At 55.3% G+C, this 14,951-nt stretch carries 13 protein-coding genes and 1 pseudogene; 11 read left to right on the forward strand and 3 right to left on the reverse strand.

Annotated elements, in window-relative coordinates:
• The first annotated feature begins 9 nt into the window (after positions 1–9).
• The 6 genes and pseudogenes from FHX05_RS25810 to FHX05_RS25835 form a co-directional block, all read left to right on the forward strand.
• Complete coding sequence (locus FHX05_RS25810; protein ID WP_183715275.1) at positions 10–1,014, forward strand: ABC transporter permease; 1,005 nt, start codon at positions 10–12, stop codon at positions 1,012–1,014.
• Positions 1,015–1,018: 4 nt separating this feature from the next.
• A complete protein-coding gene (locus FHX05_RS25815; protein WP_183715277.1) occupies positions 1,019–1,909 on the forward strand; it encodes an aldose 1-epimerase in 891 nt (296 codons plus the stop codon).
• Between the two features lie 13 nt (positions 1,910–1,922).
• Positions 1,923–3,545, forward strand: coding sequence for a GMC family oxidoreductase N-terminal domain-containing protein (locus FHX05_RS25820; protein WP_183715279.1), 1,623 nt, complete (start codon positions 1,923–1,925; stop codon positions 3,543–3,545).
• 12 nt (positions 3,546–3,557) lie between these two features.
• Positions 3,558–4,706: a galactonate dehydratase gene (gene dgoD / locus FHX05_RS25825; RefSeq protein WP_183715281.1), complete on the forward strand. Its 1,149-nt coding sequence runs from the start codon at positions 3,558–3,560 to the stop codon at positions 4,704–4,706.
• A 2-nt stretch (positions 4,707–4,708) separates the two neighbouring features.
• Entirely contained in the window at positions 4,709–5,485 is a 777-nt protein-coding gene (locus FHX05_RS25830; RefSeq protein ID WP_183715282.1) for an SDR family oxidoreductase, read from the forward strand.
• Positions 5,486–5,630: 145 nt separating this feature from the next.
• Positions 5,631–5,890, forward strand: a pseudogene (locus FHX05_RS25835) (sugar ABC transporter ATP-binding protein); the annotation flags it as partial.
• A gap of 76 nt (positions 5,891–5,966) precedes the next feature.
• Here FHX05_RS25835 and FHX05_RS25840 read toward each other — a convergent pair.
• Entirely contained in the window at positions 5,967–6,194 is a 228-nt protein-coding gene (locus tag FHX05_RS25840; RefSeq protein ID WP_183715284.1) for a helix-turn-helix domain-containing protein, read from the reverse strand.
• A gap of 193 nt (positions 6,195–6,387) precedes the next feature.
• On the opposite strand from FHX05_RS25840, the gene FHX05_RS25845 reads away from it, so the two are divergent.
• Together FHX05_RS25845 and FHX05_RS25850 are read left to right on the forward strand one after the other, a co-directional pair.
• Complete coding sequence (locus tag FHX05_RS25845) at positions 6,388–7,113, forward strand: EthD domain-containing protein (protein ID WP_183715286.1); 726 nt, start codon at positions 6,388–6,390, stop codon at positions 7,111–7,113.
• Positions 7,114–7,263: 150 nt separating this feature from the next.
• Positions 7,264–8,370 carry an alkene reductase gene (locus FHX05_RS25850; protein ID WP_183715287.1) on the forward strand — a complete coding sequence of 369 codons (1,107 nt, stop codon included), beginning with the start codon at positions 7,264–7,266 and terminating at the stop codon, positions 8,368–8,370.
• A gap of 63 nt (positions 8,371–8,433) precedes the next feature.
• Here FHX05_RS25850 and FHX05_RS25855 read toward each other — a convergent pair whose 3' ends face one another.
• Together FHX05_RS25855 and FHX05_RS25860 are read right to left on the reverse strand one after the other, a co-directional pair.
• Positions 8,434–9,252 (reverse strand): IclR family transcriptional regulator, encoded by an 819-nt coding sequence (locus FHX05_RS25855; RefSeq protein WP_183715289.1) that lies wholly within the window; start codon positions 9,250–9,252, stop codon positions 8,434–8,436.
• Positions 9,253–9,280: 28 nt separating this feature from the next.
• Positions 9,281–10,081 (reverse strand): helix-turn-helix domain-containing protein, encoded by an 801-nt coding sequence (locus tag FHX05_RS25860; protein WP_183715291.1) that lies wholly within the window; start codon positions 10,079–10,081, stop codon positions 9,281–9,283.
• 529 nt (positions 10,082–10,610) lie between these two features.
• Between FHX05_RS25860 and FHX05_RS25865 the strand changes: the two genes are divergently transcribed.
• From FHX05_RS25865 to FHX05_RS25875, 3 genes are read left to right on the forward strand one after another with little or no spacing between them, the layout of a single operon-like run.
• Positions 10,611–12,236 (forward strand): choline dehydrogenase, encoded by a 1,626-nt coding sequence (locus tag FHX05_RS25865; RefSeq protein WP_183715293.1) that lies wholly within the window; start codon positions 10,611–10,613, stop codon positions 12,234–12,236.
• On the forward strand, positions 12,236–13,321 hold the full coding sequence (locus tag FHX05_RS25870) for a substrate-binding domain-containing protein (RefSeq protein ID WP_183715295.1): 1,086 nt from the start codon (positions 12,236–12,238) through the stop codon (positions 13,319–13,321). The genes FHX05_RS25865 and FHX05_RS25870 overlap by 1 nt, the downstream gene beginning before the upstream one ends.
• Positions 13,322–13,381: 60 nt before the next feature.
• Positions 13,382–14,890, forward strand: coding sequence for an aldehyde dehydrogenase family protein (locus FHX05_RS25875; protein ID WP_246699102.1), 1,509 nt, complete (start codon positions 13,382–13,384; stop codon positions 14,888–14,890).
• The last annotated feature ends 61 nt before the right edge of the window (positions 14,891–14,951 follow it).

The raw sequence follows: 14,951 nt of genomic DNA on the forward strand, positions 1-14,951 counted from the left end.
AGACAGCAGATGTCGCTCGATCACGCTGCTAAGCCAGCATCCACTGCAGGGACCCGGTCCCGGTTTTCATTCACACAGCACATGAACGAGCTGAGCCTTTTTGTTGCTATCATCGTGCTCTACGTTGTTTTCACATCGACCGCGAATGGCTTCCTGTCCTTTAACAACCAGATCAATATTCTTCGGGATGCGGCTACCATTGGTATTGCCGCGTGGGCCGCAACGCTCATCATCATTGCCGGTGAGATCGACGTTAGCGTCGGACCGATGGTCGCTTTCATTTCAGTCATTCTTGCTTTCTTCCTCCAGTGGGGATTGCCAACGCCCATAGCCTTTGCCCTGGCAATTGTCGTCGGCGCTCTTCTGGGATCCATTGCCGGTGTACTCAGAGCTTACTGTGACGTGCCGTCTTTTGTTGCCACACTCGGGCTTTGGAGTGCTCTACGCGGCACTGCTCTGTTCGTTACCGACGCGCTGCCGGTGTCGATCGGTCGCAACGACGTCCTGGATGCCCTCGACCGCTCGTTCCTCGGAATCCCCCCTGCGGCGATCGTCATGCTCGTTTTCTTCGTGGTGTTCACCTTCATCAGTCGCAAGACGGCCTTCGGGCGGTCGGTGTTTGCGATCGGCGGTAATTCGCATGCAGCTTTTCTGAGCGGCATCAGCGTCTCCAAGATCCGCGTATCTCTCTTCGCGATTGCCGGAGCTATGGCTGCGATCTCAGGCATTTTGCTAGTCTCGCGCCTCGGTTCAGGTAATGCCACCGCTGCCACGGGCCTCGAATTCGACGTCATCGCCGCCGTTGTCGTGGGCGGCACGTCGTTGTCCGGCGGACGGGGATCGATGCTGGGAACACTTCTCGGCGTTCTTGTCATCACGCTCATTGGAAATGGCCTGGTGCTGCTCGGTATCAACCCGTTCTTCCAGCAAGTCGTAAGAGGCCTGATCATCGTGATCGCAGTGCTCGCCAACATCCAGGCGATCAAGCGCAGCATGTCACGCAATCGAGGCTGACGACATGGCGATCATCACGCTCGAAAAGAAAGATCTTATGCTCCGTGTCTCGACCCGGGGCGGTGTGATCTTGGCCTTTTCCTGGAACGCACACGGTCAGCCGGTTCCTCTACTGCGACCGTCTGCCAACGACGACGTCGATGCTCTCGGTTCTAGCTGCTATCCACTCGTACCCTTCGGCAACCGTGTCCGCGGCAACGAGTTTGAATTCGGCGGGAAAACGTACCGGTTCACAGCCAACACCTTATGGGATCCTCACTACCTGCACGGAGAGGGCTGGGATTCAAGGTGGACAGTGTCAAATTGGTCCGAGGACGAGCTCGAGATGAGCTTCGCCCACAAAGGTGGCCACACACCTTACATCTACCGGGCCGACCAGCACTTTCGCCTGGTTGACGGCGGAGTGGAGCTTCGCCTGACTGTCGAAAACACAGGGGAAGAGCCGCTTCCGTTTGGGCTTGGTTGGCACCCGTATTTCCCGGTGACGCCGGCAACAACCCTATTTGCGCCGGCACGGAAATTCTGGACGGAAGTGGAAGGTTGGCTGCCGGGCGAAGCGCAAGAGATACCTCCGGACCTGAACTTCGGTGAGCCTATCGGTCTTCCTGACCGATGGGTAAATAATGGCTTTCAGGATTGGTCGGGAGAGGCGGTCATCAGCTGGCCGGAGAGACAGACACAATTGCAGCTCACCGCTGACCCAGTATTCAAGCATGCTTTCGTTTTCGTGTCTGACACAACCTTCGACCCAGATTTCCAGCGGGATTACTTCTGCTTCGAGCCGATGACCCATCTCGCCAATGGTCATAACTTGCCCGATCTTGGCGACCTCAAAGTCCTGGCCCCAGGTCAGTCTCTATCCGGCAGCATTAGAATGCGCCCCAGCACCCTATAAACTGGAGTTCAGAATGTCTGCGAAAGACCGGTACGACTACATCATCGTCGGCGGAGGAAGTTCAGCCTGCGTCGTCGCGGCCAAGCTCGTCACGGGGGGCAAGGCGAGGGTGCTCTTGCTGGAGCGTGGGCCTGCCAAAGCCAATCCGATCATGAGCTTCCCAGCCGGATACATGAAGTTCCTGGCGAAGGACACCTATCTGGCAATGCACCAGACCAAACCGCAGCCCCAGCTAAACGGAAGAGGGCCGATCGTGCCTCAAGGCAAGGTTCTTGGCGGCGGCAGTACCGTCAATGCAATGGTCTACATGCGCGGGCAGGCGGCGGACTTCGATCTCTGGAATGAGATCGCGACCTCGGAAGGTTTAAACGATCCAGCGTGGTCCTATGCAGACCTCCTGCCTCATTTTAAAGCCCAAGAGGACAATGACCATCTAGCTGGCGAATTCCACGGCGTCGGCGGACCGCTAAAGATCTCACATCTCGGTCACACGAGTCCTATGACACGGACTTTTGTGAAAACATTGCAAGAAATGGGAATTCCGTACAACCCCGATTTCAACGGGGCTCGACAGTTCGGTGTCGGCTTCATGCAGCATACCATCGACTGGAAAACCAGACGACGCTCTAGTGCCGTTGACGCGTTTCTCGCTCCAGTCATGAACAATCCGCTCCTGACGGTCGAGACCGGGGCAACCGTCGCCGCCATCAATATGGAGGGCGATCGCGCCGTCGGTGTCGCCTACGTTCAAAACGGCAATCGAAAGACAGCTAACGCTGGCGAAGTCATTCTCGCAGCAGGGGCGTATCAAACCCCAAAGCTGCTGATGATCTCCGGTATCGGTCCGGAAGATGAGCTGACCAAGCATGATATCGCGAAGAGGGTCGTCGTCGCTGGCGTTGGGAAGAACCTCCAGGATCACTATGAGTGCCCAGTGGTCGCCACCACCAAGGGCTCATATGGCTACTACGGCGCCGATCGTGGCTGGCCGATGATCAAGGCAGGCTTGCAGTACCTCGCCTTCGAATCCGGACCGGTATCGACCACGGGCGTGGAGACATGCGCATTCTACGATCCGGACGGAAACAACGACCGTCCGACGATCCAGATGTTCTGCGTGCCCACGGTCTATCTGGACCGTGATGTCATGGGCACCGAACCCGGCGATGGCGTAACCATCAATTCACTCCTGCTTCGTCCCAAGGCGAGAGGCTCAGTAACGTTGGCATCGAAAGATCCTTTCGAAAACCCGATCGTCGACACGCAGATTTTCGGGCACCCGGATGACCTTCGACTGACGATGGCGGGCTTCCGCTTCGCACGCACGGTCCTCGAAGCATCGCCATTATGTGAGCTCATCGACAAGGAGATATTTCCCGGCGCTGACGTCACCGGCGATGAGGCTATCGCCGCGCATTGCAAGCGCACGGTGAAGACGGGCTACCATCCGGTCGGTACCTGTAAGCTGGGGCGCGACAGCGATCCGGAGGCCGTCCTCGATACAAGCCTTCGTGTTCGCGGGACGCGAGGGCTGCGCGTCGTCGACGCGTCGCTCATGCCGACAATCGTCAGCGGCAATACCAACGCCGCCGTCATGGCTGCAGCGAGCAAAGCCGCTGATCTCATTCTCGCATAAAGGATGTGTCCCATGAAGATCACCAAGCTAACGACCTACATCGTTCCGCCGCGCTGGCTGTTTCTGAAAGTCGAGACGGACGAGGGAGTGGTCGGCTGGGGCGAGCCGGTCGTGGAGGGTAGGGCGCTGACGGTGGAAGCTGCGGTCCATGAACTCGCTGATTATTTGGTCGGCAAAGACCCTTTTCTTATCGAAGACCATTGGACTGTGATGTATCGCGGCGGTTTCTACCGAGGCGGCGCCATCCACATGTCCGCTCTCTCAGGGATCGACCAGGCGCTTTGGGACATCAAGGGCAAAGCACTTGGCCAGCCTGTTCACTCGCTACTTGGCGGCCAAGTTCGTGACCGCATCAAGGTCTATAGCTGGATCGGCGGCGACCGCCCGTCCGATGTAGCAGCGAATGCGAAAGACGTTGTTGCCAAAGGCTTCAAAGCCGTCAAGATGAACGGAGCCGAAGAGCTTCAGATCGTCGATTCCCACGCGAAGATCGATGCGATCCTCGCGAATGTCGCCGCTGTCCGGGAAGCCGTCGGTCCGCACATCGGGATCGGCACCGATTTTCATGGTCGAGTGCATCGGCCGATGGCGAAGGTTTTGGCAAAGGAGCTTGAAGCATTCAAACTGATGTTCATCGAGGAGCCTGTGCTTTCCGAAAACCGGGAAGCGCTGAAGGAGATCGCGAACCATTCTTCGACCCCGATCGCGCTCGGGGAGCGCTTATATTCCAGGTGGGAGTTCAAGTCGGTGCTGGCCGATGGATATGTGGACATCATACAACCGGACCTCAGCCACGCGGGCGGCCTAACCGAGTGCCGGAAGATTGCAAGCATGGCGGAAGCGTATGACGTCGCTCTCGCTCCCCATTGTCCTCTTGGTCCGATTGCGCTCGCCGCTTGCCTCCAAATCGATGCTGTCAGCTATAATGCGTTCATTCAAGAACAGAGCCTCGGCATTCATTACAACGAAAGCAGTGACATCCTGGACTATATCTCCAATAAGGAGGTCTTCAAATATGCCGATGGTTTTGTGGCAATCCCTCAAGGTCCCGGTCTTGGGGTCGAGGTGGACGAGGTTTACGTCAAGCAACGAGCTACTGAAGGGCATCGCTGGCGCAATCCCGTTTGGCGTCATGAAGACGGAAGTTTGGCGGAGTGGTGAGCATGGTTAGACTGAAGGGCAAGCGCGCGTTCATTACCGGTGCGGCACAGGGCATCGGGCTGGCAATCGCCGAGGCTTTTGTTCGCGAAGCGGCTGCCGTTTTTCTTATCGACATGGATGGCGATCTACTTGCCGCCGTGGCCAGAAGGCTTCAGGCACAAGGCGCGATTGTCGGTCATATGACGGCTGACATCACCGACGCGAGGGCGATCAGCGAAGCAGTTGCTCAAGCCGAACGTGAGATTGGGCGGATCAACGCACTGGTCAACAATGCCGGGGTCAACGTCTTTGCCGAGCCGCTGGAAACCAGCGACGAGGAATGGAATCGCTGCTTCGATATCAATCTGAAGGGTGCCTGGAACTGCTCGAAGGCCATCCTGCCAGGACTGATCGGAGAGGGCGGCGGTGCTATCCTGAACATCGCTTCGACCCATGCCTTCACCATTATCCCGCATACCTTTCCCTATCCGCTCGCCAAGCACGCGCTTCTCGGAATGACCAAATCCCTCGGCCTCGAATACGCGTCCAAGAATGTTCGCGTGAATGCGCTGGCGCCGGGCTATGTCGCGACGCAGAAGGTCATCGATTACTGGAACGGTTTTGCCGATCCGGAGGCGGCCAAGGCGGAGACGATGAAGCTGCACCCGGGTGGACGGATCGCCATGCCACAGGAAATCGCGATGGCGGCTGTGTTCATGATCTCCGACGAGTGTCCATTCATCAATGCCACCTGCCTGACGGTCGATGGCGGTCTTAGTGTCCAGCAGCATCCGGCCTGACGGGAGGAAGGGCACTTTGTTGAATCGTGGAGAGCAGAGGCGTTCCCGCAAGGATCCGGTCGTAGGCCGAGGAGCACCGTCGTGCGGCGGTCGCCGAAATTGCGATTGCCACGATGACCAGAGGGGAAGCCCCGATGATACCGTTGTGCACGCCAGGCTCGGAGGGACGATGATCTATATCACGCATGACTGGTCGAGGCGATGACCATGGCTGACAAGATCGTCGTGCTGAATAACGGCAAGATCGAACAGATCGGCTCACGGATGACGCTCTACAACCACCTGGCAAATCCCTTCGTGGCGGGATTTATCGGCTCGGCCGAGATGAACCTCTTCGGAGGTGAATTCGCCGAACGCGAGGCATGCAGAACTTATGGTATCCGACCGGAAGACCTCGCACTCTCCAATTCGTTGGGCGCGACGTTGATGGAAGGCTGCATTGTTGAAATGAGGCCCAGCAGAGCGATCGATAAATAAGGAGTCAGACGAAGTTCGTCCAGTCGACACTTAGAGCTATGCTGATCCGACGGACTTTAAGTTCGTCAGTCTCCACGCCGGACTCAATCTGATCGATTTCAAGGGTCGTAAGGCCGCATGTCACAGCGAGATCATCGACACTGTATCCAACGTTCTCACGCGCCTGTTTGAGCGCCTGGCCGATTGTAGTCCCATTCGCAACGCCTATGATCTCGTGGTTTTGCATACCCATTTTCCATCCTCTCGTTGCTGGACGCGGAACGTTTCCGAGTCACTTAGAAGCGCCAAAATTTCCCTCGTCGTTCCGATAGAGTTTTAGCCCATTACTCCGATTGAACGCAACCAATTTATTTGGTAATTACATACGCCTTTGTATAAATCGAACTTCATGTTTATAATTTGGCGACGCCATCTTGGAGGAAGTTATGATTGTTCGCATGGGACTTTTTCGCCGTAAGCCGGAACTCAGCGTACAGGAGTTCAAGAGCTATTGGCGCGGGAAGCACGGCACTCTCGTGAAAAATTCACTCAAGACCCTCGAAGCATATGTACAAAATATAATCACTGACCGTTCGCAAAAGGGCATTGATTATGACCGCGGCAGCCTTGAACTTGACGGTATGTCCCAGTTGTTCTTTCCAACGCTTGCCGCGATGCGGCGGAGCATAGACACGGACACTCTCCAGAAGCTGATGGCTGATGAAGACAACTTCCTGAAGGACCTAATCGTGGTTACGGCCCTGCAAAACACTATCCTTCCAGTCGAAAGGTCCGCCAATAGGGTGAAGCGAATGTCTTTGCTAAAGCGCAGGTCGGGGATCACCGCAGAGGAATTTCAAGATCAGTGGTTCAACCATCACACGCCGCTTGTTAAACGCCTTCCCGGTTTATTAGGCTACCGTCAGAACCTCGTTATTGATTGGCAGGCGGATCGGTTCTCCGACGCGACCATTTCTGACGCAATAGGTTTGGATGGCATCGTTGAGCTCTGGTTTGAGGACGAGGCATCCATCGAGCACGCATTTCAATCGGCCCAGGGAAGAACGGCAATGATGCACGCGAAGGAGTTTATTGGTGAAATTTCGACGTTCGTCGTTGAACCTTTCGAGATCATTCCAGAGCGTGAGATTTCCCGGCACAAGGCGGCCTGACTCGAAAGCGCCTTCGCAATGTATTGGGGTGGAATCCGCTTTGGGAAATTTGAACGACAGCAAATAGCTTCGTTGCCTGATTTCGCTACGGTGAGCCCCTAGGTGGGAATCATTTAGCCTATCAGTTAGTTTGGGACCAAGGAGTTAAATATGACAAGCCTATTTCAACCCTACGACCTATCGGGGATGTCCCTTCCGAACCGTATAGTAATGGCACCTATGACAAGGTCGCGCGCGGCAAATTTGATACCCGATGCGGCGACGGCCCTCTACTATGCTCAACGAGCAAGTGCAGGGTTGATTATTTCTGAGGGCACTCAGATATCACAGGAAGGGCGAGGTTATTTGTTCACACCGGGTATCCATGATGCTGCTCAGATAGACGGGTGGCGATTGGTCACCGATGCTGTTCATATGGCCAAGGGACGCATCTTCGCTCAACTTTGGCATGTGGGGCGCATTTCCCATTTCTCACTCCAGCCGGAACAGGGGCAACCCGTTTCGTCGGCATCTATAGTTGCTGCTAATTCCACCGCGTTCGCGTACGATGAAAATGGAGTTGCGGGTAAACAGGCGTGCTCTGCACCGCGCGCACTTGGGACCGACGAAGTCTCGCGTATTGTGCAGGATTTTGTCCAAGCAGCATTGAATGCAGTGGAAGCCGGTTTCGACGGTGTCGAATTGCATGGCGCGAATGGCTACATTTTCGAACAATTCCTTAGTGGAGCGCTGAATGATCGAACAGACAAATATGGTGGATCGATTGAGAACAGGCTTCGCTTCACCCTGGAAGTCATCGATGCTACGATCGACGCCATTGGCGACCACCGTGTCGGGTTGCGTATCTCACCTTTCGGCCGACTTCACGACATGAGGCCATACGATACGGAAGCAGAGACTTGGTTGGCGCTAATCGGCGAACTGAACCAACGAGCGCTCGCCTACCTACACCTGAGTGACCAGCACACCATTGGAACGTCTGGTCTGCCTGGTATTCCGGCCGATTTCCTAAAACTGATCCGAAAAATGTATGCGGGCACGCTCATAGCTGCCGGTGGCTTTGACAAAGCGACGGGACAGGAAGCGCTGGACGCCGGTCTCCTGGATTTGATCGCCATAGGGCGGCCGTTCATTTCCAATCCAGACTTGGTCGAAAGGCTGGCAAATGACTGGCCGACAACTCCAGCGGAGCGAGAAGCCTATTACGGCACCGGCGTCGAGGGGTATATTGACTATCCGCGTTACAGGCGGGCCTGATGATCTTTGCCGGTGCCGTCCTGGGCGCATCCGAAAGCTTCGGGTCCGCATGACGCGTTCTTTCTATGGCTTTCGCAGCGATTTCGAACTCGAATATCCCAATTGAAATGAGAGCTGACGCGTAGTTTCGAGAAGCATTGGAATATATTCGCTATCAGGTGAATTACTCATAACCGTGTCCAATCCGATCGCGGTTATGGCGCATTGCATCTGGCCCATGTGATCGAAAACGGGAGCTGACAAAGCGTTGATGCCCGGAACCGGAGGTTCATCAATTGTTGCATATCCTGCGGTACGTATGGCTTCAATCTCTGAGCGTGACAAAAACTTCGACTTTCCAACACGTCCCGAGCCCGGTTCGTCTTTGCGTTCGGATCGAATAGCTTCGCGCACCATCCCTTCAGGCATAAATGCTGCGAATGCCCTACCACTTGCTGTTCCCGTCAGTGAGTAGACGGTTCCAACGCGCGTGTTCATGTTCAGTTGGCTGCCGCTCTCCTGAACCTGAATGACTGTCGGACCAAATGAGCCCCAAACTACAAGGGCAACGTTCAGACCGCTTTTTAGTGAAAGATCGGTGGCGGCTTCCCGTGCCATCCTCATGGGGTCGACCGTACGCATGCGAGTTATGCCAAGTTCTAGAGCGAAGGGACCGAGACGATAACGTCCAGCAGCCTCTTCTTGTTCGATGAGTCCGAGTTTCCGGTAGCTGACAAGATAGGCGTGAGCCTGGGCGGGAGCGATCCCTGCTAGGCGAGCCAAATCCTTTAGCATCATTGGCTCTTCCTCCTCGACGAGAACGTTCAGAAGTCTTGCACCGACCTCAATGGACTGGATGCCTCTAGCTTCACTTTTATCTGAAGCATTTACTCGAACGTTCATCTTTGATCCCCGGGTCAAGGCAAATAGATTAAGCGGAGGCAGCGTTGGCTTCGCCCACACTAGAGGTGTTTTCAGACAGTCCCGTCGTAACGGAGAGCAATTTAGTGACCGCAACCGATCCCTCGTCGACAGGCATGTCTTCCGTGCGGCCTATGAGAGTGATAACCAACTCTAGCTTTGATTGCCGGTTGAAGACCGGAGCTGAAACAGCATTAATCCCTGGAATTGGCGTACCGACCGTTTCCGAATAGCCGTATTCCTGAGCTTTTTTTACAGCGAGTTCATACGTCTTTCGAGGCGGAATTTTTCCGAGAGAATGGCTTCTTGTTTGACCGTTCAGTTCCGAATCTACAATTCGGTCCATTCCTTCAGGATTGCTGAACGCGCCAAAGACGATGCCACTTGCTGTTCCCGTCACCGAAAAGAGCGTTCCTTGACGAATGTTCAGAGTCAGAGGCGACCTGCCCTCACTTACTTGCACGATGGTCGGACCGTGCGGTCCCCAGACCACCATCAACACCATGAAACCAAGTTCTTCTGAGAGATGATATATGGCTTGGGACGCAGAATTCAGCAATCCGACTCCACGAATGCGGCCGATACCAAGCCTCAGTGCGAAGTGGCCAAGCTGGTAAAATCCTGACCTGCTGTCCTGCTCGACCAAGCCGATATTCTTGTAACTCGTCAGGTAACCATGACATTGAGCGGGTGCGAGATTGGCCGCTGATGCCAAATCTCTAAGCATCATGGGACCACTCGCGTGCATCAGGGCACTGAGAATTCGTCCGCCAACTTCTATGGATTGAATTCCGCGTGCGTCTCGTGCCACATTGTCCTCCCAGTTGCGACTCTACAAGCTGCCTTGTCCAAAATAATTCAGGTGCTAGTCGCATACCATCACTATCACATTACATATGAACGGAGCGCTTTGGCAATGTTAGATGCCAAGCCACTTTTCGGCGTGACCTTGGGGGGTCGGTGCGATCAACTCGGCATCGGCAGCGACGCCAACAAAAGTTACCACGGTAGGGCGATTGCAGGGGCTTAGCCCAGGCTTAGCGATGTCGACATTCTGATGCTGCTGACGTCAACTTATCGATCTGCGGTATTGCTGCGGCTATCGCTAATGCTTGTTGGGAGCGTTTGACATAGGCGGCCTACGACAGTTTGTCATTAAATTTCAATCCTCACATGGGCGACAGGATTGGCGCCCTAAATCGTCGCTGACTTGGTATCGCGAGAAATTTGTTATTGACAAAAATATTCGGCGATGAATAATCGCCGTTAAGCATTGGGAGGTGCCGAACGATTTTTGCGGCCTTAAGCTGCTGTATCGGCATCGTTTCGGGAGGATTGAAATGACTGACTATATCATCGTTGGCGCTGGCTCTGCGGGTGCGGTACTGGCGAACCGACTGTCCGCCGACCCAGCCGTTGAAGTGACGCTTCTTGAAGCCGGCGACTGGGATAAAAGCCCCTTCATTCATATGCCTGCTGGCTATTTTCGCCTTATGCAGACGCTCCAGCTTGACTGGGGTTACTATACAGTCCCTCAGAAGCATGTGAACAACCGCATTATGCTGGTTCCTCGCGCCAAGAGCGTCGGCGGGTGTACGACGGTGAACGGTATGATTTATACGCGCGGCGATCACACGGACTATGATGGTTGGGCGCAACTTGGCAATCGCGGCTGGGATTACGACAGCATTCTTCCGTACTTTAAGAAAGCTGAAGGCTGGTGCGGGGGTGGCGACCCCAATGTTCACGGTTACGACGGTCCGCTGAAGACGTCTCGTGCCGCTATTTCCAACCCGATCTCTAAGGCCTGGCTCGAAGCTGGCAAGCAGGCTGGGTACAAGTACAACGACGATTTGAACTCGGGCAATCAGGAAGGATTCGGGCCGTGTGATGGCACGCTAGCTGACGGTATCCGATCGAGCGTCTCGCGGTGCTATATCACTCCGATCAAAGATCGTAAGAACCTTACCGTAATTACGAGAGCGCTGGCCTCCAAGATTATTCTTAAGAATGGTCGGGCGGTTGGCGTTGAGTATCTTCAAGGCCGCGAAGTCAAGTCGATTTATGCTGACAAGGAAGTTATTGTATCGGGTGGGGCATTTAATTCTCCCCATCTCCTCCAGATTTCGGGGATCGGCGATCCCGAGCACCTCAAGAAAATCGGCGTCAAAGCCGAACACTCGCTTCCTGGCGTCGGCCAGAACCTCCAAGATCACGTCGGTTGCGGCCTCAAGGTCCGCATTACCAAGCCGCTCTCGGTTCTCAAGTATCTCAAATTCCACCGCCAGGTTCTTGGCGTCGCTCAGTATTTTCTTACAGGAGCTGGCGCGGCCGCTGCGCATGGCGTCGAGGTTATGTCGTTCTTGAAGACTCGTCCAGAAGTCATCGCTCCAGATGTTCAGTGGCACCTGAACATGTGTATGTACAACGATCATGGCCGTGAGATCATCTGGGAAGAGGGCTTTATGCCATACTTCAACCTCTCGCGCCCACAGAGCCGGGGAACCGTCCTCGCCAAGTCGTCTAACCCGCGTGAACTTCCGGCTCTCGACCCGAATTTCTTCTCAGTACCAGACGATCTGCGTGTAATGCGCGATGCGCTTCGCATGTCGCGCGAGATCGTCAATCAAAAAGCGTTCGATGATATCCGAGGCACTGAGTATGCCCCTGGTGCCGATGTTACGAGTGACGAGGGCCTCAACGAATACATCAAAACCCGTTGTGAAAGCGTCTATCACCCTGTCGGCACCTGCAAGATGGGTTCGGACCCGATGGCTGTCGTGGATGACAAGCTTCGCGTTCGGGGTATCGATGGACTTCGCGTCGTCGACGCCTCGGTTATGCCCACCCTTACGAGCGGGAACACCAACGCCCCGACCATCATGATCGGCGAGAAGGCTGCTGACATGATCCGTGCCGCAGCTTCAGGAGCGTCTGCGGAACGCCAGCTGGAGAACGCACACTAATGAGCATGATGACCTCGAAATTGGCACTTTTCTCAGCCGTTTTCGCACTTGCCGCATCGGCGGCGTCCGGAAGCTACGCTCAGTCCGCTCGTGTCGATCAGGGCGCCGACATCAAACCATTGTGCGGCACCAAGCCGATCCGGATCGCGCTGATCGACGGGTACGGTGGCGACACTTGGCGCAAAATCACGCTTGCCGAACTTAAAGACGAAGCGGGCAAGTGCACCAATATCACCGGCATTCAGTACACTGATGCCGGTGGGGACCCTCAGGCGTACAATTCGGCGATCAACTCTTACTCGGCACAAGGCTTCGATATTATCTTGGCCTTCACCGATTTCGGAGACGCCGCGATTCCGGCCTATCGCTCGGCACTCCAAGCCGGGGTAACGATGGTCCCATTCTTCGGCGTTCTCAAGGGAAAGCCGGGCGTCGATTTCGCGGTAAACCCCTATCAGGACTCCATCGCCATCGGTAAGTCATTTGCAGAGTGGGTCGGGAAAGCGCTCAACGGCAAGGGCAACGTTCTGATGCTCGGCGGACCGGCTGGCGCGTCTTCTTCGGCCGACTTCTTAAAGGGCTACAAAGAAGGGTTGAAGGCGTTTCCGGACCTGAAGCTGCTTGACCAAAATTATATCACCACGAACTGGAATCCGGCTGATGCCCAGAAGGCTGCCGCAGGTCTGATCGCAAAGTATTCGCAGATCGACGCAATTGCCTCCGATTTCGGAGTGACGTCTCTTGCAACGATCAAGGCATTCGAACAGGCCGGTGTGAAGGTGCCCGCAATCGCGGCAATCGCGACTAACAATGAGATGAACTGCAAGTACCTTAGTGAGCTGAAGGACGGAAAGGCTTGGCCCTACCTCGCGCTTGACGGTTCGAACGGTGATATTCGGTTCGCTCTTCGCCAAGCACTGGCGTATCACAACAAGATCCAGACGAAGGAGCCGCTAGGCGTAGTCCCTTATGTGTTCGCAGATAGCACACAAGGCGTAAAGCCAAAGTGCAGCGACACCGCGCCTCCCGACGCTGACCTGTCCTCCCTGCTCCCACCGGAGAAGCTGGAAGCGCTCTTCAAGTAATAGATCAGGCTAACGTCTCTCCCGAGACGCCCAATATCCAGATAATAGAAAGGCTGCGTCATGAACTCCATGTTCAAGATTTCCGACCCACTCGCTAGCGTCAGCCAGGAGACAAAGTCGTTTCTGAAGCGCCGCCACCAGCTGTTTTACGGTGGCCAGTTCCATGATCCGAAGGAAGGTCGGCGCCGCGATGTTGTCGACCCAGCTACGGGGAAGGTGATTGCCAACGTTGCCGATGCGGGTAAAGAGGACGTCAACGCGGCCGTCAAGTCGGCACGCGAGGCGTTTGAAAACGGTCCGTGGCGCACGATGAAGCCGAAAGAGCGGGCGAAAATTCTCTACCGTGTAGGCGAGCTCATCGATAAGTATTCGCAGGAACTCGCTGAACTCGACGTTCTCGATGAAGGGTCGCCATTCGGGGTCGTTAAAAACTTCTACATTGCTCTTGCCGCGGATCACTTCCGTTATTTCGCGGGTTGGGCTGATAAGGTCGGTGGCGAAACGCTCAGTGTGAACATGGCTGGCGATTGGCATGCCTATACCCTCCGTGAACCGGTAGGTGTGGTCGGCCAAATTCTTCCATGGAACGTGCCCTTCCTCATGGCAGCCTGGAAGCTTTCGCCCGCCCTTGCAGCCGGCTGCACGGTTATCGTCAAGCCTGCGGAAGACACTCCGCTGTCGGCTCTACGCCTGGCAGAAATCTGCATTGAAGCTGGCATCCCTGAAGGTGTTGTCAACATCGTCACTGGTGACGGCTCGATTGGTGCGGCCATGGTCGATCACCATGACATTGACAAGATCGGCTTTACGGGCAGCACAGCGACCGGCAAGGCCATTGTTCGGGTTGCTGCCGGTAACCTGAAGCGCGTCAGCCTTGAGCTTGGCGGCAAAAGCCCTGTCTTCGTCTTCCCTGATGCCGACATCGAAGCAGCTATCCCGGGTGTAGCAGAGGCCGTGTTCTTGAACAGCGGACAGGCATGCACGGCTGGGTCACGTCTTTACATACATGAAGATGTCTTTGATCGGGTGGTCGAAGGTGTAGCTCGATACGCAGAAGGTCTAAAGCTGGGTCATGGTCTCGACGCTTCAACAAACCTTGGACCGATCATCTCGCAGAAGCAGTATAGCCGCGTAACTAGCTTGCTTCAGAAGGGCATCGATGAAGGCGCGAATATTGTTACCGGTGGCCCGCTTGGAGGGGAGGGCTACTTCGTCAAGCCGACTTTGCTGACGAATATCAATCCCGAGATGACGGTTTATCGTGAAGAAATCTTTGGCCCGGTTATCAGCGCTATGAAGATCACGTCGGATAATATCGATGCGCTCGCTCGCGAGGCCAATAATACGAACTACGGTCTTGGCGCCAGCGTTTGGACAAGGGACTTGGCACGAGCACACAAACTCGCAGCGAAGATCAAGGCGGGTATCGTCTGGATCAACACCCACAATCAGAGCGACGCCAACATGCCTTGGGGCGGCTACAAGGAGTCGGGCTGGGGCCGGGAAATGGGCAAGCCTGCACTCGACCTCTACACCGAGGTAAAGTCGGTCGCGGCCTTCTTGGGCTAACAGCGGCTAGGTTCATTTTTTGGCGTTGAAAATCAATCCCCCGCTCCGCATGGCCAAACAT

The organism is Rhizobium sp. BK491 (assembly GCF_014194925.1).
Taxonomy (GTDB): Bacteria; Pseudomonadota; Alphaproteobacteria; order Rhizobiales; family Rhizobiaceae; genus Rhizobium.

Bases quoted from the DNA above. Each gene is read 5' to 3' on its own strand.
- FHX05_RS25810 (WP_183715275.1), top strand. From the start codon at position 10: ATGTCGCTCGATCACGCTGCTAAGCCAGCATCCACTGCAGGGACCCGG.
- FHX05_RS25815 (WP_183715277.1), top strand. From the start codon at position 1,019: ATGGCGATCATCACGCTCGAAAAGAAAGATCTTATGCTCCGTGTCTCG.
- FHX05_RS25820 (WP_183715279.1), top strand. From the start codon at position 1,923: ATGTCTGCGAAAGACCGGTACGACTACATCATCGTCGGCGGAGGAAGT.
- dgoD (WP_183715281.1), top strand. From the start codon at position 3,558: ATGAAGATCACCAAGCTAACGACCTACATCGTTCCGCCGCGCTGGCTG.
- FHX05_RS25830 (WP_183715282.1), top strand. From the start codon at position 4,709: ATGGTTAGACTGAAGGGCAAGCGCGCGTTCATTACCGGTGCGGCACAG.
- FHX05_RS25840 (WP_183715284.1), bottom strand. From the start codon at position 6,194: ATGGGTATGCAAAACCACGAGATCATAGGCGTTGCGAATGGGACTACA.
- FHX05_RS25845 (WP_183715286.1), top strand. From the start codon at position 6,388: ATGATTGTTCGCATGGGACTTTTTCGCCGTAAGCCGGAACTCAGCGTA.
- FHX05_RS25850 (WP_183715287.1), top strand. From the start codon at position 7,264: ATGACAAGCCTATTTCAACCCTACGACCTATCGGGGATGTCCCTTCCG.
- FHX05_RS25855 (WP_183715289.1), bottom strand. From the start codon at position 9,252: ATGAACGTTCGAGTAAATGCTTCAGATAAAAGTGAAGCTAGAGGCATC.
- FHX05_RS25865 (WP_183715293.1), top strand. From the start codon at position 10,611: ATGACTGACTATATCATCGTTGGCGCTGGCTCTGCGGGTGCGGTACTG.
- FHX05_RS25870 (WP_183715295.1), top strand. From the start codon at position 12,236: ATGAGCATGATGACCTCGAAATTGGCACTTTTCTCAGCCGTTTTCGCA.
- FHX05_RS25875 (WP_246699102.1), top strand. From the start codon at position 13,382: ATGAACTCCATGTTCAAGATTTCCGACCCACTCGCTAGCGTCAGCCAG.